This is a genomic window from Streptomyces seoulensis (genome assembly GCF_022846655.1).
GTDB lineage: Bacteria > Actinomycetota > Actinomycetes > Streptomycetales > Streptomycetaceae > Streptomyces.
Map to the genome: position 1 here is coordinate 796,436 of NZ_AP025667.1, position 18,024 is coordinate 814,459.

The 18,024-nt window shown below is 71.4% G+C and carries 10 protein-coding genes; 5 read left to right on the plus strand and 5 right to left on the minus strand.

Translation table 11 applies throughout. The features are described from left to right. Nucleotides 1-38 precede the first annotated feature (38 nt). Nucleotides 39-2,888 carry a preprotein translocase subunit SecA gene (secA, locus tag HEK131_RS03760; protein WP_244333660.1) on the plus strand — a complete coding sequence of 950 codons (2,850 nt, stop codon included), beginning with the start codon at nucleotides 39-41 and terminating at the stop codon, nucleotides 2,886-2,888. A 123-nt stretch (nucleotides 2,889-3,011) separates the two neighbouring features. On the opposite strand, the gene HEK131_RS03765 is transcribed toward secA, so the two are convergent. After that, on the minus strand, nucleotides 3,012-3,467 hold the full coding sequence (locus HEK131_RS03765; protein ID WP_302710636.1) for an Rv3235 family protein: 456 nt from the start codon (nucleotides 3,465-3,467) through the stop codon (nucleotides 3,012-3,014). Nucleotides 3,468-3,811: 344 nt separating this feature from the next. Here HEK131_RS03765 and HEK131_RS03770 point away from each other — a divergent pair, with 344 nt between their 5' ends. The 4 genes from HEK131_RS03770 (at nucleotide 3,812) to HEK131_RS03785 (ending at nucleotide 12,170) form a co-directional block, all read left to right on the plus strand. Further along, nucleotides 3,812-4,306, plus strand: a complete 495-nt coding sequence (locus HEK131_RS03770) for a DUF6912 family protein (RefSeq protein WP_244333662.1) — start codon at nucleotides 3,812-3,814, stop codon at nucleotides 4,304-4,306. 108 nt (nucleotides 4,307-4,414) lie between these two features. Continuing rightward, nucleotides 4,415-5,083, plus strand: coding sequence for an HAD family hydrolase (locus HEK131_RS03775; RefSeq protein ID WP_217460407.1), 669 nt, complete (start codon nucleotides 4,415-4,417; stop codon nucleotides 5,081-5,083). Between the two features lie 553 nt (nucleotides 5,084-5,636). Then, nucleotides 5,637-10,577 carry an NAD-glutamate dehydrogenase gene (locus tag HEK131_RS03780; protein WP_244333663.1) on the plus strand — a complete coding sequence of 1,647 codons (4,941 nt, stop codon included), beginning with the start codon at nucleotides 5,637-5,639 and terminating at the stop codon, nucleotides 10,575-10,577. 195 nt (nucleotides 10,578-10,772) lie between these two features. Further along, nucleotides 10,773-12,170, plus strand: coding sequence for a hypothetical protein (locus HEK131_RS03785; protein WP_244451932.1), 1,398 nt, complete (start codon nucleotides 10,773-10,775; stop codon nucleotides 12,168-12,170). Nucleotides 12,171-12,177: 7 nt separating this feature from the next. Here HEK131_RS03785 and HEK131_RS03790 read toward each other — a convergent pair whose 3' ends face one another. The 4 genes from HEK131_RS03790 to HEK131_RS03805 all read right to left on the minus strand — a co-directional run bounded on the left by HEK131_RS03790 (nucleotide 12,178) and on the right by HEK131_RS03805 (nucleotide 17,902). Then, the gene (locus tag HEK131_RS03790) at nucleotides 12,178-13,842 is read right to left on the minus strand and encodes a glycosyltransferase family 2 protein (RefSeq protein ID WP_244333664.1); all 1,665 of its coding nucleotides are present in this window, start codon (nucleotides 13,840-13,842) and stop codon (nucleotides 12,178-12,180) included. Continuing rightward, entirely contained in the window at nucleotides 13,839-16,037 is a 2,199-nt protein-coding gene (locus HEK131_RS03795; RefSeq protein ID WP_244333665.1) for a bifunctional glycosyltransferase/CDP-glycerol:glycerophosphate glycerophosphotransferase, read from the minus strand. The genes HEK131_RS03790 and HEK131_RS03795 overlap by 4 nt, the downstream gene beginning before the upstream one ends. 130 nt (nucleotides 16,038-16,167) lie before the next feature. Further along, nucleotides 16,168-17,001, minus strand: a complete 834-nt coding sequence (locus HEK131_RS03800; protein WP_217460403.1) for an ABC transporter ATP-binding protein — start codon at nucleotides 16,999-17,001, stop codon at nucleotides 16,168-16,170. Further along, nucleotides 16,994-17,902 (minus strand): ABC transporter permease, encoded by a 909-nt coding sequence (locus HEK131_RS03805; RefSeq protein WP_217460402.1) that lies wholly within the window; start codon nucleotides 17,900-17,902, stop codon nucleotides 16,994-16,996. Before HEK131_RS03805 ends, HEK131_RS03800 begins: the two co-directional genes overlap by 8 nt. Nucleotides 17,903-18,024 lie beyond the last annotated feature (122 nt).

The following is an 18,024-nucleotide window of genomic DNA, read 5'->3' on the forward strand; positions in this document are numbered from 1 at the left end:
GACCGTCCCAGGCCCGACCGGCAAGGAGACCACCCCCCGTGTCCGTCCTCTCGAAGATCATGCGTGCAGGCGAAGGCAAGATCCTGCGCAAGCTGCACCGCATCGCGGACCAGGTCAACTCCATCGAAGAGGACTTCGTCGACCTCTCCGACGCCGAGCTGCGGGCCCTCACCGAGGAGTACAAGCAGCGGTACGCGGACGGCGAGAGCCTGGACGATCTGCTCCCCGAGGCGTTCGCCACCGTCCGCGAGGCCGCCAAGCGCGTCCTCGGCCAGCGTCACTACGACGTGCAGATCATGGGCGGCGCCGCGCTCCACCTCGGTTACGTGGCCGAGATGAAGACCGGTGAGGGCAAGACCCTCGTCGGCACCCTGCCCGCGTATCTGAACGCCCTCTCCGGTGACGGCGTCCACCTGATCACGGTCAACGACTACCTGGCCGAACGCGACTCCGAGATGATGGGCCGCGTCCACAAGTTCCTCGGCCTGGAAGTCGGCTGCATCCTGGCCAACATGACGCCGGCCGAGCGCCGCGACCAGTACGCGTGCGACATCACCTACGGCACGAACAACGAGTTCGGCTTCGACTACCTGCGCGACAACATGGCGTGGGCGTCGGACGAGCTGGTGCAGCGCGGCCACAACTTCGCCATCGTCGACGAGGTGGACTCCATCCTCGTCGACGAGGCCCGTACGCCGCTGATCATCTCCGGCCCCGCCGACCAGGCCACCAAGTGGTACGGCGACTTCGCCAAGCTGGTCACCCGCCTCAAGAGGGGCGAGGCGGGTAACCCCCTCAAGGGCGTCGAGGAGACCGGCGACTACGAGGTCGACGAGAAGAAGCGCACCGTCGCCATCCACGAGACCGGTGTCGCCAAGGTCGAGGACTGGCTGGGCATCGAGAACCTCTACGAGTCGGTGAACACCCCGCTGGTCGGCTACCTGAACAACGCCATCAAGGCCAAGGAGTTGTTCAAGAAGGACAAGGACTACGTCGTCATGGACGGCGAAGTCATGATCGTCGACGAGCACACCGGCCGTATCCTCGCCGGCCGCCGCTACAACGAGGGCATGCACCAGGCGATCGAGGCGAAGGAAGGGGTGGACATCAAGGACGAGAACCAGACGCTCGCCACGATCACCCTCCAGAACTTCTTCCGCCTCTACAAGCGTCACGACCACGGCGGCAAGGAAGTGCCGGGCCTGTCCGGCATGACCGGTACGGCGATGACCGAGGCCGCCGAGTTCCACCAGATCTACAAGCTCGGCGTCGTCCCGATCCCGACCAACCGGCCGATGGTCCGCAAGGACCAGTCGGACCTGATCTACCGCACCGAGGTCGCCAAGTTCGAGGCGGTCGTCGACGACATCGCCGAGAAGCACGAGAAGGGCCAGCCGATCCTGGTCGGCACCACCTCGGTGGAGAAGTCGGAGTACCTCTCCCAGCAGCTCAGCAAGCGCGGCATCCAGCACGAGGTGCTGAACGCCAAGCACCACGAGCGTGAGGCGTCGATCGTCGCGCAGGCGGGCCGCAAGGGCGCCGTGACGGTGGCCACCAACATGGCCGGCCGCGGTACGGACATCAAGCTCGGCGGCAACCCCGAGGACCTCGCCGAGGCGGAGCTGCGCCAGCACGGCCTCGACCCCGAGGAGCACATCGAGGAGTGGGCGGCCGCGCTGCCCGCCGCCCTGGCCAGGGCCGAGCAGGCGGTCAAGGCCGAGAAGGAGGAGGTCGAGCTCAGCGGCGGCCTCTACGTCCTCGGTACCGAGCGGCACGAGTCGCGCCGTATCGACAACCAGCTCCGAGGCCGTTCCGGCCGTCAGGGCGACCCCGGCGAGTCCCGGTTCTACCTCTCCCTCGGTGACGACCTGATGCGCCTGTTCAAGGCGCAGATGGTCGAGCGCGTGATGGCGATGGCCAACGTCCCCGACGACGTGCCGATCGAGAACAAGATGGTCACCCGCGCGATCGCCTCGGCGCAGTCGCAGGTCGAGACGCAGAACTTCGAGACGCGTAAGAACGTCCTGAAGTACGACGAGGTGCTCAACCGGCAGCGCGAGGTCATCTACGGCGAGCGCCGCCGCGTCCTGGAGGGCGAGGACCTGCAGGAGCAGATCCAGCACTTCATGAACGACACGATCGACGCGTACATCGCCGCCGAGACCGCCGACGGCTTCCCCGAGGACTGGGACCTGGACCGGCTGTGGGGCGCCTTCCGGCAGCTCTACCCGGTGAAGGTCACCATCGAGGAGCTGGAGGAGGCCGCGGGCGACCGGGCCGGTCTGACCGCTGAGTTCATCTCCGAGTCCATCAAGGACGACATCTACGAGCAGTACGCGGAGCGCGAGACGCAGCTCGGCTCCGAGATCATGCGTGAGCTGGAGCGCCGCGTCGTGCTGTCGGTGCTGGACCGCAAGTGGCGCGAGCACCTCTACGAGATGGACTACCTCCAGGAGGGCATCGGCCTGCGCGCGATGGCGCAGAAGGACCCGCTGGTGGAGTACCAGCGCGAGGGCTTCGACATGTTCACCGCCATGATGGAGGGCATCAAGGAGGAGTCCGTCGGCTACCTGTTCAACCTGGAGGTCCAGGTCGAGCAGCAGGTCGAGGAGGTCCCGGTCGAGGCCCAGCCGGTCGGCGAGGGCATCCAGGACAGCGTGCCCGCGCAGGTGCCCGCCGGGGCGCGTCCGGAGATCCGGGCCAAGGGCCTGGACGTGCCGCAGCGCCGCGAGCTCCACTTCTCCGCGCCCACCGTGGACGGCGAGGGCGGCATCGTGGAGCGCGACCTGGAGGACGACGAGCCGGTGCGCTACGAGTCCGAGTCCGACGGTCTGACCCGCGCGGAGCGCCGCCGGCAGGCCAAGGGTGGCCGACGCCGCAAGAAGTAGTACCGACGCGGTTGAGCGGTGAGTCGGGGCCGGTTCCTCCCAGTGGGGGGTTCCGGCCCCGAGTCGTGTCCGGGGCACGCACCCGCGGCCGGTGGACAGCCCCTGAGAGCCCTCAGGCGCCCCTCAGGGCCCCGTGGGTCGGCGGGCCGGTGGAGCAGCCAGCTCCACCGCTGTGCAGCGCCAGCGGAGGTCGTGGGACTGTTCCAGGCGGAAGGCGAGGGCGCGCAGGCGGTCGCCGTCGCAGATGCGGGCGAAGACCTCCAGGGCGCCGTCCCGGGGGACGAACCAGCCGAGGTCGCGGACGGTCGGGCGGTTGCCCCGGGTGCGCAGCGGGGCGCGTTCGGCGAGGCGTACGAGGTCGTCGTAGGCGGGGCCCGCGGTGTGGCGGAGCATCCAGTGGACCGGGCGCTCGCCGCTCAGTACGGCCAGCAGGCGGTCCGCGAACAGGTCCGTGGGCCGAGGGTGCGCCGCGGCGGTGCGGCCCCTGACCGGGGTGCGGCTCGGGGCGGCGCCGGGGCGGCGGGTGTCGTGGCGGGTCGGTGGGCGGTGGTGGGGTCGGGGCTGTGGCTTGCGGCTCATGACCTTGTTCATGGAATTCCCCGTTCGGCCGGCCCGGCTGATACCGGGCGGTAACTCAAGTGGTGGGGATCTTGTACGGGGGCGGGGGCGGGCCCGGCAAGGACGTCGGACCGGTGTCGCGGGCCACGCGGGCTTCACTTATCCGGGTGACGGCGGGGCCCGGAAACCTTGTGGCCGCGTGAGCGGCGGGGTGAGGTGCGGGGCGCCGGGTGGACGCCGTCCGGGGGTCGGGCGGGGACTCGAAAGGGGACGGCCGCACGTATTCTGGAGGCCCTCCGGGAGACGCCTCGCGGGTCTCCCCAGGGGGCCACACCGAAGCCTTTGACCAGGAAAGAGCGGCCCGCATGCGCGTCTACGTACCCCTGACCCTCCCCGGCCTCGCCAAGGCCCACGAGACGGGTGTGCTGGCGGCGGACCCGTTCGCCGCCTACGCCGTGACGCCCGCGCTGCGCGAGTGGTGCGGCACGGAGGACCTGGAGGAGCTGGAGTACGCGGCGCTCGGCGAGGCGGCGAACGCCTCGCTGCGGCTGCTCGCGGCCGACCCCGAGGCGGCTCCGCGCCGGATCGTCGTCGCGGTCGACGTACCGGACCGCGCCGTCGCCCCGGACCCGGAGGGGCTCGGCGAGGTGACCGTCGCCGCGTCGGCACCGCTCGCCAAGGCGGCGGCCGTGCACGCCGACGCCGACGACGCCGAGGCGGACGTCATCGTCGCGGCGCGGGCGGTCGAGGCGGCCGAGGACGGGGACGACGCCGCGCGGGCCGCCGTGGACGGTGCCGAGGACCACGAGCTGCTGTGGTTCGCCACGCAGGAGATCCCCGGACTGCTCGCGCCCCGCTGAGCCGCCGCCGCCCTCCGGCCCGGTGCGTTCCCCTGCCCGCACCCGCCTGACCTGCGGCGGTCCACTCGCCCCTCCGCGTTGTCACTGGCGCCCGGTACCGTTTTCGCCATGGGGAATCAGACAAGCGCGCACATCGTCTGGGACTGGAACGGCACCCTGTTCCACGACAACGACGCGATCATCGGGGCGACCAACGCGGCCTTCGCCGAGCTGGGCCTGGAGCCGATCACGCTCGAGCGGTACCGCGCGCTGTACTGCGTCCCCGTCCCGAAGTTCTACGAGCGCCTGATCGGCCGGATGCCGAGCGGCCCCGAGTGGGAGGTCATGGACGGCGCCTTCCACCGGCACTACACCGAGCACCGCACCCGCTGCGGGCTCACCGAGGGCGCGGCGGAGCTGCTGGCCGACTGGGGAGCGGCCGGCCACAGCCAGTCCCTGCTGAGCATGTACGGGCACGAGGACCTGGTCCCGCTGGTGCGCGGCTTCGGCATCGAGCCGCACTTCCTGCGCGTGGACGGGCGCACCGGCCCCTCCGGCGGCAGCAAGGCCGAGCACATGGTCCGCCACCTCGAGGCGCTGAACACCCTGGTCGACCCCGAGCGGACCGTGGTCATCGGTGACGCGGCCGACGACGCGCTGGCCGCCCACCACGTCGGCGCGCGTGCCGTGCTCTACACGGGCGGCTCGCACGGCCCCGAGAGCCTGCGCGGCACCGGCGCCTTGGTGGTGGACAGCCTCGCCGAGGCGGTCGCCGAGGCCCGCCGAATAGCCGCGTAGAGCGGAGGGCCGCCGGCAGGCGGACCGCCGGACGCCCGCGCGGACCGGCGGGTGGGGGCGGGGGCCGAGGGGTGTCTGGAGCGTTGTCCGGAGCGTCCCGGATACGCCACCGGGTCCCGCGACGCCGCTGTGCAGAACGTCAAACTTCACCCCCCGGTTTTGTACACATACGGCTCATGACGGGGCCCCCGTCGGGGGCGATAGCCTTGTGGCGTGATCAGCGCGATATCTCGCGGGGACGCCACTGTCCCTGCCCTGCGCCCGGACCGCACGGACGACCTCCGTGCCCGGGCGGCGGTCGCTGGTCCTCTCGGGCGGGACGGGGGCGCCGCAGCCCCCCGGACACCGGGCACGGCCCCCGGCACGACGGTGTGGAGAGCAGCGTCGCTTCCGACAAGTCTGTCGACAATGGCCGAAACCCCTCCGCCCATCTCACCTCGCGGCATAGCGTCGGAACGGACCGGACACCTCGGGCCGTGGCGTCATACCGGAGGGGAAGAAACCGTACTTCCTTCTACGTCACGCAACGGCGCGCGACAGGAGCCAGAGGACAATGCAGACCAAGCTGGACGAAGCCAAGGCCGAGCTGCTCGATCGGGCCGCTCGGGTAGCTGAGAACAGCCCGGTCGGGGGGCACCTACCGACCGGGACCACGAGCGAGGGCACGCCCGGCACCCCGGACGGCGAAGCCGTGCTCGCGTTCCTCCAGCGCTACTACCTGCACACCGCACCGGAAGACCTCGCCGACCGCGACCCGGTCGACGTCTTCGGTGCCGCGGTCTCCCACTACCGGCTCGCCGAGACCCGCCCCCAGGGCACGGCCAACGTGCGGGTGTACACCCCGACCGTGGAGGAGAACGGGTGGACGTGCAGCCACACCGTCGTGGAGGTCGTCACCGACGACATGCCCTTCCTGGTCGACTCGGTGACCAATGAGCTGACCCGCCAGGGCCGCGGCATCCACGTCGTGATCCACCCGCAGGTCGTCGTCCGCCGGGACCTGACCGGCAAGCTGATCGAGGTCCTGACCACCACGCCGCACGGCGACCTCCCGCACGACGCGCACGTCGAGTCCTGGATCCACGTCGAGACCGACCGGGAGACCGACCGCGCCGACCTCAAGCAGATCTCCGCCGACCTGCTGCGCGTCCTGTCCGACGTGCGCGAGGCCGTCGAGGACTGGGAGAAGATGCGTGACGCCGCGGTCCGGATCGCGGACGGCCTGAGGGACGAGCCCCAGCCGGCCGACCTGCCCGCCGCCGAGGTGGAGGAGGCCCGCGAGCTGCTGCGCTGGCTCTCCGCCGACCACTTCACCTTCCTCGGCTACCGCGAGTACGAGCTGCTCGGCGACGACTCCCTGAGCGCCAAGCCCGGCACCGGCCTCGGCATCCTGCGCTCCGACCCGCACCACTCCGAGGACGACGAGCACCCGGTCAGCCCCTCCTTCGAGCGCCTCCCGGCCGACGCCCGCGCCAAGGCCCGCGAGCACAGGCTGCTGGTGCTGACCAAGGCCAACAGCCGGGCCACCGTGCACCGGGCGTCGTACCTGGACTACATCGGCGTCAAGAAGTTCGACGCGGACGGCAACGTCGTCGGGGAGCGCCGCTTCCTCGGTCTGTTCTCCTCCGCCGCGTACACCGAGTCGGTGCGCCGGGTCCCGGTGATCCGCCGCAAGGTCGCCGAGGTGCTGGAGCGCGCCGGGTTCTCGCCCAACAGCCACGACGGCCGCGACCTGACCCAGATCCTGGAGACCTACCCGCGCGACGAGCTGTTCCAGACGCCGCCGGCCGAGCTCCAGTCCATCGCCACCAGCGTCCTCTACCTCCAGGAGCGCCGCCGGCTGCGGCTCTACCTGCGCCAGGACGAGTACGGCCGCTACTACTCGGCCCTCGTCTACCTGCCCCGTGACCGGTACACCACCGGGGTCCGGCTGCGGATCATCGACATCCTCAAGGAGGAACTGGGCGGCATCAGCGTCGACTTCACCGCCTGGAACACCGAGTCGATCCTGTCCCGGCTGCACTTCGTCGTCCGCGTCCAGCCCGGCACCGAGCTGCCGCAGCTCTCCGACGCCGACAAGGAGCGCATCGAGGCCCGCCTGGTCGAGGCCACCCGCTCCTGGTCCGACGGCTTCGCCGAGGCGCTGAACGCCGAGTGCGGCGAGGAGCGCGCCGCCGAGCTGCTGCGCCGCTACAACAACGCCTTCACCGAGGGCTACAAGGCGGACCACTCCCCGCGCTCCGCCGTCGCCGACCTGGTCCACCTGGAGCGGCTCAGCAACGACAAGGACAACGACTTCTCGCTCAGCCTGTACGAGCCGGTGGGCGCCGCCCCCGGCGAGCGCCGGTTCAAGATCTACCGCAAGGGCGACGCGGTCTCCCTCTCCGCCGTGCTGCCGGTCCTCAACCGGCTCGGCGTCGAGGTCGTCGACGAGCGCCCCTACGAGCTGCGCCGCGCCGACCGCAGCACCGCCTGGATCTACGACTTCGGCCTGCGCCTGCCCCAGAAGGCCGGCGGCGACCACCTCGGCGAGGACGGCCGGGAGCGCTTCCAGGAGGCGTTCGCCGCGACCTGGACGGGCAATGCGGAGAACGACGGCTTCAACGCCCTCGTGCTGAGCGCCGGACTGACCTGGCGCCAGGCGATGGTGCTGCGCGCCTACGCCAAGTACCTGCGCCAGGCGGGCTCCACCTTCAGCCAGGACTACATGGAGGACACCCTCCGCAACAACGTCCACACCACCCGGCTGCTGGTCTCCCTGTTCGAGGCCCGGATGTCCCCGGACCGGCAGAAGGCCGGCCTGGAGATCACCGACGCCCTGCTGGAGGAGCTGGACGCCGCGCTGGACCAGGTGGCGAGCCTGGACGAGGACCGCATCCTGCGCTCCTTCCTCACCGTCATCAAGGCCACGCTGCGCACCAACTTCTTCCAGGAAGCCCGCGACGGCGGCCCGCACGCGTACGTGTCGATGAAGTTCGACCCGCAGGCCATCCCGGACCTGCCCGCGCCGCGCCCGGCGTACGAGATCTGGGTGTACTCGCCGCGGGTCGAAGGCGTGCACCTGCGCTTCGGCAAGGTCGCGCGCGGCGGCCTGCGCTGGTCGGACCGGCGTGAGGACTTCCGCACGGAGATCCTCGGCCTGGTCAAGGCGCAGATGGTGAAGAACACCGTCATCGTGCCGGTCGGCGCCAAGGGCGGCTTCGTCGCCAAGCAGCTCCCCGACCCGAGCGTGGACCGCGACGCCTGGCTGACCGAGGGCATCGAGAGCTACAAGACGTTCATCTCGGCGCTGCTCGACATCACCGACAACATGGTGGCGGGCGAGGTCGTCCCGCCCGAGGACGTGGTGCGCCACGACGGCGAGGACACCTACCTGGTGGTCGCGGCCGACAAGGGCACGGCGACGTTCTCCGACATCGCCAACGAGGTCGCCCAGTCCTACGACTTCTGGCTCGGGGACGCCTTCGCCTCCGGCGGCAGCGCGGGCTACGACCACAAGGGCATGGGCATCACCGCGCGCGGCGCGTGGGAGTCGGTCAAGCGGCACTTCCGCGAGCTGGACCTGGACACCCAGTCCGAGGACTTCACGGTCGTCGGCATCGGTGACATGTCCGGTGACGTGTTCGGCAACGGCATGCTGCTCTCCGAGCACATCCGCCTGGTCGCCGCCTTCGACCACCGGCACATCGTCATCGACCCGGTCCCGGACGCGGCCACCTCCTACGCCGAGCGCCGCCGCCTGTTCGAGCTGCCCCGCTCGAGCTGGGCCGACTACGACACCTCGCTGCTGTCGGCGGGTGGCGGGATCTTCCCGCGCAGCGCCAAGTCGATCCCGCTGAACCACCACATCCGGGAAGCCCTGGGCATCGAGGAGAAGATCTCCAAGATGACCCCGGCCGACCTGATGAAGACGATCCTCAAGGCGCCGGTCGACCTGCTGTGGAACGGCGGCATCGGCACCTATGTGAAGTCCTCGGCCGAGACCGACGCCGACGTCGGTGACAAGGCCAACGACGCCATCCGCGTCGACGGCGCCGACCTGCGCGTCAAGGTCGTCGGCGAGGGCGGCAACCTGGGCCTGACCCAGCTCGGCCGGATCGAGTTCGCGCTCCAGGGCGGCCGGATCAACACCGACGCCATCGACAACAGCGCCGGCGTGGACACCTCCGACCACGAGGTGAACATCAAGATCCTGCTGAACAGCCTGGTCACGGACGGCGACATGACCGTCAAGCAGCGCAACAAGCTGCTGGCGGAGATGACCGACGAGGTCGGCGCGCTCGTCCTGCGCAACAACTACGCGCAGAACACCGCGCTGGCCAACGCGCTCGCCCAGTCCAAGGACATGCTGCACGCGCAGGCCCGGTTCATCCGGCACCTGGTCCGCGAGGGCCACCTCGACCGGGCGCTGGAGTTCCTGCCCACCGACCGCCAGATCCGCGAGCGGCTGAACCAGGGCCAGGGCCTCACCAGCCCGGAGACCGCCGTCCTGCTGGCGTACACGAAGATCACGGTCGCCGAGGAGCTGCTGCACACCTCGCTGCCGGACGACCCGTACCTGCGCGGCCTGCTGCACGCCTACTTCCCGACGGCGCTGCGCGAGCAGTTCGCGGAGGTCGTCGACAGCCACCCGCTGCGCCGTGAGATCACCACGACCGTGCTGGTCAACGACACGGTGAACACGGGCGGTACGACCTATCTGCACCGGCTGCGCGAGGAGACCGGCGCCTCGCTGGAGGAGATCGTCCGCGCCCAGACCGCGGCCCGCGCGATCTTCTGCTCGTCCCCGGTGTGGGACGCGGTGGAGGCGCTGGACAACCAGGTCGACGCGGCCGTCCAGACCCGTATCCGGCTGCACTCGCGCCGACTGGTCGAGCGCGGCACCCGCTGGCTGCTGAACAACCGGCCGCAGCCGCTCCAGCTCGCCGAGACCGTGGAGTTCTTCGCGGACCGGGTCGAGCAGGTCTGGCAGCAGATGCCGAAGCTGCTGCGCGGCGCGGACCTGGAGTGGTACCAGCACGTGTACGACGAGCTGTGCGAGGCCGGTGTCCCGGCCGAACTCGCCACCCGCGTGGCCGGGTTCTCCTCCGCCTTCCCGGCGCTGGACATCGTCTCGGTGGCCGACCGCACGGGCAAGGAGCCGCTGGACGTGGCCGAGGTGTACTACGACCTCGCCGACCGGCTGCACATCACCCAGCTCATGGACCGCATCATCGAGCTGCCCCGCGCCGACCGCTGGCAGTCCATGGCCCGCGCCTCCATCCGCGAGGACCTGTACGCCGCCCACGCCGCCCTCACCGCGGACGTGCTCGCGGCGGGCAACGGCACCTCCACGCCGGAGCAGCGGTTCAAGGCGTGGGAGGAGAAGAACGCGCCCATCCTGAGCCGGGCGCGCGCCACGCTGGAGGAGATCCGCAGCTCGGACGCGTTCGACCTCGCCAACCTGTCGGTGGCGATGCGCACGATGCGGACGCTGCTGCGCACGCACGCGTGACGCCGAGCGGCACCGCCTGAACCGAGGGCGCCCCGGACCGGAGAACCCGGTCGGGGGCGCCCTCGTCGCTTTCCGAGCGATGTGTCCGATTCGGATAGGGTCTGGCGCGTGACAGCGAACCCCACCGGGTCCCGCGCGGGGCACGGCCGGCCGTCACTGGTGGCCGCCGCCCTCGCCGCGCTCGTCCCGCTGCTGATGCTGCTGGCCGTCGTCCGGCTGCCCTGGGCCGGTGACCTGGGCATACACGCGGCGACCGTGCAGCGGCTGCGGCACAGCCTGCTCGACCCCGGCAACCCGCTGGTCGACGCGGACACACCGAGCCCGTACTACTCGCCGTGGATGCTGGTGCTGGGCGCTCTGGCCCGGCTCACCGGCCTGCCGGTGTTCGTGGTGCTGCGGATCGGCGCGGTCGTCGGGCTCGGGCTGCTGTTCACCGGGGTGTGGCGGTACGTGCGCACGCTCAGCGCGCACCGGGCGGCGCCCGCCCTGGCGATCCTGTCCCTGGTCTTCCTGTGGGGCCCGGACCTGCTCAACTGGAGCGGTTTCCTCGGCCTGAACTCCCTGGCGCTGACGGTGGCCTATCCGAGCGTGTTCGCGCTCGGGCTGTCCTTCCACTTCTGGGCGTGGCTCACCGCAGCGCTGCGCACGGAGAGCGGCTGGGGCCGCTGGGCCGGCCTCGGGGCGCTGTGGGCGCTGATCCTGCTGTGCCATCAGTTCACCGGTGTGGTGGCCAGCCTCGGCGCGCTCGCCACGGTCCTCGCCGCCCGCGCCGCCCGCGGTGCCCTCCCGAAGCTCGCCGCCGCGCTCGCCGTGGGTATCGTCCTGCTGTGGCTGTGGCCGTACTACGACTTCTTCGCGCTGTTCTCCGCCGGCACCGGGCTTGAGGCGATCCACCGTTCGCTCTACTCCGACCTGCTCGGGCGGTTCGGGCTGGCGCTGCTCGGTGTGGCCGCGCTGGCCCTGCGCGTGCGCCGCGACCACCGCGACCCGCTGGTCCTCTTCTTCGCCCTGGGCGCGGCGCTGTTCGTGGCCGGCGGCCTCACCGGCCACTACTCCTGGGGCCGTGCCGCGCCCGCCGCGCTGATCCCGGCCCAGCTCGCGGCCGCGCTGGAGACCGTGTCGGCGGGCCGGCGGGCGCTACGACTCGGCTGGGCCTGCCTGCTCGGCGCCGCCCTCGCCGTGGGGGCCTGGGGCCAGGCGGGGATGCTCGGGTACGTGATCCCGCGCGACGCGCTGCCCGCCCCGATCGCCGCCAAGTACCGCCCGCCGTGGGTCGGTTACCACTGGATCACGCCCTGGGTCGGCTACGGGGACGTGGTCATGGCCCGTACGGTGCCCTCCCGGCAGATCCCGGCCTACGGCCCGTACACCGTGGCGCCCGGCTACCCGGACGTGTTCCTGCCGGACCAGGGCGGGCGGGACGCGGCGGTGGAGCGGTACTTCGCGGCGGACACCTCCTCCGGCACCCGGCGGGCCATAGCGCGCCGGTACGGGGTGCGCTGGGTGGTCGGCCCGGCCGCCGACGCCGAGCCGTGGCTGCGCGCGGTGACGACCGGACCGGCCGGACAGGTGCTCTACGAGGTGCGCCGCTGAGCGGGGCTCACTTCAGCGCGCTCGTCACCAGCCGGAAGGCGTTGCGTACCCTCGGCCGGTCCACCTTGCGCACCACCGGACGCAGCACCCGGGCCGTGATCCCCACCGGCTGCCAGCGGATCTGGAGCCGGCCGGGGTTGCGTCCCTCGGGCTCCACGGTGACCCGGTGCGAGGCGGTGCCCGAGGGGTGGTCCACCCGCGCGGTCAGGGCCGGGAAGAACAGCGGGGCCAGCAGCAGGCCCGAGTGGGCGAGTCCCTGCTGCTGGAGCCGGACCTGCGGATGCCGTACCCCGTCGAAGCCCTGGACGGGGAGCCGGGCCTTGGTGAGGTCCAGGTGGACACGGCCCTCGAACACGCCGGGCCGCACCGGGTCCAGCCGGAACGGCACCGTGAGGCGCCGCCGGCCGGGGGAGAGCAGCAGCCCGGCCCGCTGCGGGCCGACCGGGAGCCTGAGTCCGGGGTCGTAGGTGCGCACCGTCAGGGTCAGCGCGGCGCCTGGGCCGGGGCGCAGGTCGGTGATCTCGTGGCGGAAGTAGGCGGTGGAGAAGGGGCGGGTCTCCAGCTCCAGGTCGGTCAGGTCCAGTTCGCGGCGCCCCCGCTCGGTGGCGGGTACCGCACCGCCCCAGTAGGGCGTGCCGTCGCCGTCTGCGGTGATCTCGCGCGGTGCCACCGGGTGGCCCAGGCCGCGGGCGGCGAGCCGCAGGCCGTCGAGGTTGCCCTCGCGCAGCAGCTCCAGCACCACCCGCTCCGGGCGGGGCAGCCGGGCGTAGGCGCCGTCGGCGAGGGTGTCCAGGTACGGGTTCATGATCTCGGCGAAGGCGGCCAGCCACTCGTCGTCCCGGTAGGGCAGGTCGCCCGCGTACATCCGGAAGTCGTGCTTGAGGAACTTGAAGTCCTTGTCCTCGCGCAGGTCCGCGAGCCCGCTCTCCGCCAGGAAGCCGTCGATCAGGCGTTGGACGTGTACCCGGTCCGCGACGTTGGAGATCTTGTGCCGCTGGTTGGAGATGGAGGCGCTGGACTCGGCCGCGTACGGCTCGATGTACCAGGTGTAGACCGGGTCCGGGATGATCGTGAAGGCTCGCGCCAGGCCGTACGCCCGGGCCGAGAAGAGCTGGTCCTCGTAGTGGATGCCCTCGGGGAAGCGCAGGTGGTGGCGGTCGAGGAAGGCGCGGGCGTACATCTTGCTGGTCGACAGGTGCTCGAAGAGCAGCCGGGGGTCGGCCGCGATGCCGTCCAGCGTGCGGCGCTCGCGGACCAGGTGCGGCATCCAGGTGGTGCGGCGGCCGTTGTCCACCCGGACCCGGCGCACCGCGCCCATGGTGAAGTCCACCTCGCGCTCCCGGTGCGCGGCCAGCAGCAGTTCCACGGCGCGCGGCGGGAGTTCGTCGTCGCTGTCGAGGAACATCAGGTATGGGGCGCGGGCGATGTCGATGGCCCGGTTGCGCGGCGCGCTGCATCCGCCGCTGTTCTCCGGCAGCCGCAGGTAGCGCACCCGGCCGTCCTCGGCGGCCAGCCGCCGGGCCACCTCGGGGGTCTCGTCGGTGGAGTGGTCGTCGCTGATGACGATCTCGATGTTCTCGTGGGTCTGCGCACGCAGGGAGGCGACCGCGCGGGGCAGCCGGGCCGCGTCGTTGTAGACGATGACGGTGACCGTGACATCGGGGTTCGTCATCCTTGGAGCTCCTCGGGCGTCGGGGCGGGGATACGTTCCTCCAGCGGAAGCACGGGCGGCAGCGCCTCCTCGGGCTCGCCGAGGAACACCCGGCGTACGACCCGTTCGGCGGCCCGGCCGTCGTCGAACTCGCAGAACCGGCGCCGGAACGCCGTCCGTGCCTTCGTCGCGGTCTCGTCGCGCCAGGCGTTCGAGGTGAGGATCTCGGTCAGCTCCTCCTGGGTGCGGGCGACCCGGCCGGGGGCCTCCGCCATCAGGTCGAAGTAGACGCCGCGGGTGGTGCGGTAGGTCTCCCAGTCGTCGGCGTGCACGACGATCGGGCGGTCCAGGTTGGCGTAGTCGAACATGATCGACGAGTAGTCCGTGACCAGCACGTCGGCGGCCAGGCAGAGTTCCTCGACCGGGTCGTAGGTGGAGACGTCGATGATGCGGCCGGAGCGGCGCAGGCCGGTCAGCGGGGAGGCGGCGCCGCCGCCGTAGAAGTAGTGGGCGCGTACCAGCAGCACGGTGTCCTCGCCGAGCCGGTCGGCGAGGGTGGCGAGGTCGAGGCGGGGGGTGAACCCGGCCTCGTAGTCGCGGTGGGTGGGCGCGTAGAGGACGGCGGTGCGGCCGGGGGCGATGCCGAGGCGTTCACGGGCGGCGCGGACGTCGGCGGCGGTGGCGGTGTAGAAGACGTCGTTGCGCGGATAGCCGTGGTCCAGGGGGATGTAGCGGGCCGGGTAGGCGCGCTCCCACATGCGGGTGGAGTGGCTGTTGGCGCTGACGCTGTAGTCCCACTTGTCGATCCGGGACAGCAGCGCGGCGAAGTCGAGCCCCTGCGCCGCCGCCGGGTGGTCCCGCTGGTCCAGGCCCATGCGCTTGAGCGGGGTGCCGTGGTGGGTCTGGAGGTGGACGGCGCCGGGGCGCTTGACCACCGCGTTGGGGAAGTTGACGTTGTTGACCAGGTACTTGGCGGTGGCCAGCGTCTCCCAGTAGCGGCGGGTGCCGGGAACCACGTGGTCGGTGCCGTGCGGCAGCAGGGCCGCGTTCTCCTTGGTCACCACCCACACCGGGTGGATGTGCGGGGCGAGTTCGGCGAGCTTGGCGGCGATGGCGGCCGGGTTGCAGGCGACGCCACGGTCCCAGTAGGCCGCGAACACGGCCAGGTCCGGGTCCAGCGGACGGCTCAGCGCCCTGCGGTACTGCTGCTCGCGCAGCCGCACCCCGAGCCGCCGCTTGCGGGCGCGGACCGCCTTCCGGGCCGCGCGCCGGGTGCGGTTCGCGGTCTGCAGGGCCCGGTACCGGGTGTAGGCACCCTCTTCCAGCAGCGCGTGCCGTACGCCCTCCAGGCCCGCCGGGCGCTGGTGGCCCTCGGGGCGCCAGCGGACGGCGGCGGAGGAGGCGCGGCGGAAGAACTCGCGGGCCACCGGCTCGGGCAGGTCCTCGCGGGCGAAGACCCGCACCAGGTCACGGACCATCAGCCCGTACAGCACGGTACGCACCGAGCGGCGGCCCTCGGTGAGCGCGAGCAGCCGTTCGTAGCGGTCGATCAGGGCGTAGCGGTCCTCGGGGGTGCGCGGGGGCAGGCTCTCGCGGCGCAGTCTGCGGTCGTCGTACGCCGTCTGGTCGAGGCAGGCCACGCGCTCGGCGCGCAGCAGGGCGGCCTGGGCGGCGAAGTTCTCGTCGTCGGCCGTGAACTCCTCCTCGTGCGCCCGCCAGAACGCGGCGCGCACCGCGCGGGTGCCGAGCAGCGGGGTCAGGCGGAGCAGGTTCGGGGAGTCGTCCAGGGTGACGTCGGCGCGGCCGGCCCCGGCCAGCAGGCGGCCGTCGCGGGAGGGGACGGCGGTGGTGCGCCAGGTGGTGGTGACGTGGTCCAGCAGGAGTACGTCGGCCCGCTCGTCCAGCTCCGCGGTGCGCTCGGCGAGCAGGCGGGGGGCTCCGGCGGGCAGGCTGTCCTTGGCGTGCACGAAGTGCAGCCAGCGGCCGGTGGCCCGCGCGGCCCCCGCCGACCGGGCCTCGGCGTCCCCCGTGCCCTCGGGCAGCGCCACCGTGACCGTCTCCGGGGCGTGGCCCTCGGCCGTCTCCCGCGCCCAGTCGCCGACCGCGGCCACGATCACCTCGGTGTCCGGGAGCGGATGGGCGTCGAGGGAGTCGAGGAGTTCGGCCAGATGCCCCTGGGTGTTTGGTCCGTAGACGATGACGCTGAGTTGGGGCATCTGGAGGGGCTCCTTCGGCTCGTCGTCCCGGCGATCACCTTTCATAACATACTGTCATTACATGACTGAAAGGGATATCCACGCGTGAAGCGGAAGCCCCGGTTCAGGAAGCCCGGGCCGGGGCGTGTGCCTACTTCTTCTTGCCCTTGTCGCCCGTGAACGCCTCGTACTCCTTGAGTACGTCCTCGGTGGCGCCGTCCATGCGCAGCTCGCCGCGCTCCAGCCAGAGCACGCGCTCGCAGGTGTCGCGGATGGAGTTGTTGTTGTGGCTGACCAGGAAGACCGTGCCCGCGTGCTTGCGCAGTTCGCGGATGCGGGCCTCGGAGCGCTTCTGGAAGGAGCGGTCGCCGGTGGCCAGCGCCTCGTCGATCAGCAGCACGTCGTGGTCCTTGGCGGCCGCGATGGAGAAGCGCAGCCGGGCCGCCATGCCGGAGGAGTAGGTGCGCATCGGCAGGGTGATGAAGTCGCCCTTCTCGTTGATCCCGGAGAAGTCGACGATGTCCTGGTAGCGCTCCTTGACCTGCTCGCGGGACATCCCCATGGCGAGGCCGCCGAGGTGGACGTTGCGCTCGCCGGTCAGGTCGTTCATCAGGGCCGCGTTGACGCCCAGCAGGGAGGGCTGGCCGTCGGTGTAGATGTGGCCGTTCTCCACCGGGAGCAGGCCGGCCACCGCCTTGAGCAGCGTGGACTTGCCCGAGCCGTTGGTGCCGATCAGGCCGATCGCCTCGCCCCGGTAGGCGACGAAGGAGACCTTCCTGACCGCGTGCACCCGGCGCACCCCGGCCGCCTTCTCGGCCTTGCCCCGGCGCAGGATGCGGTTGAGGGCGGCGGTGGCCGAGCCCCGGCCCGCGCCGGTGCCGTTGACCCGGTAGACGATGTCGACGCGGTCGGCGACGACGGTGGGGACCTTCTCGGCGCTCGTGTCGCGCGGGGTCCGAACGGGGGAGGTGGTCTGCTCAGCCACGGCCGTAGGTCTCCTCAGCCTTCCAGAAGTAGATGAAGCCGCCGATCCCCGCGGCCACCGCCCAGCCGGCCGCGATCGCCCACACGTGCGGGGGCAGCTTGTCCGCGCCGAAGCTGTCGATCAGCGCGAACCGCATGAGGTCGATGTACAGCGCGGCCGGGTTGTACTCCAGCAGGGCGGCCAGCACCCGCGACTGGTCCTTGGTGTGCTGGTCGATGCTCCACATCACGCCGGACACGTACATCCAGGTGCGCAGCAGGAACGGCATGAGCTGGGCGATGTCCGGGGTCTTGGCGCCCATCCGGGCCACCACCAGGGACACGCCCGCGTTGAACACGAACTGCAGGAAAAGCGCGGGCAGCGCCAGCAGCCAGGACGCGGTCACCGGCACGCCCACGCAGAGCACGATGACGATCAGCGCGAGCATCGAGAACAGCAACTGCTGGAGCTGCTGCAGGCAGAACGAGATGGGCAGCGCGGCGCGCGGGAAGTGCAGGGCGCGCACCAGGCCGAGGTTGCCGGATATCGCCCGCGTGCCCGCCATGATCGAGCTCTGCGTGAACGTCCACACGAACACGCCCGTGACCAGGAACGGGATGAAGTCGGCGACGCCGCGCTTGGTGCCCAGCAGGACGCCGAAGATGAAGTAGTAGACCGCCGCGTTCAGCAGCGGGGTCATGACCTGCCAGAGCTGGCCGAGCTTCGCCTGGCTGTACTGGGCGGTCAGCTTGGCCGTGGCGAAGGCGGTGATGAAGTGCCGCCGGTCCCAGAGCCGGCGGACGTACGCCGGTACGGAGGGGCGGGCGCCGCTGACGGTCAGGCCGTGCCGGGCGGCCAGGGCCGCGAGGTCGCCGTCGGCCGGGGCCTTCATCGGGGGCGGTGCGTCGAGGACCTGGCTCACATCCGCTGCTTTCGGTCGGAGGGTGGAAAAGCGCGGTCCGGCCGATGCCCGCCGTTTCCGCACGCTTCCCCATGCGTTCACTCACGTCGGGACGGGACCGTATCGTCGCAACGGGAGAGTAG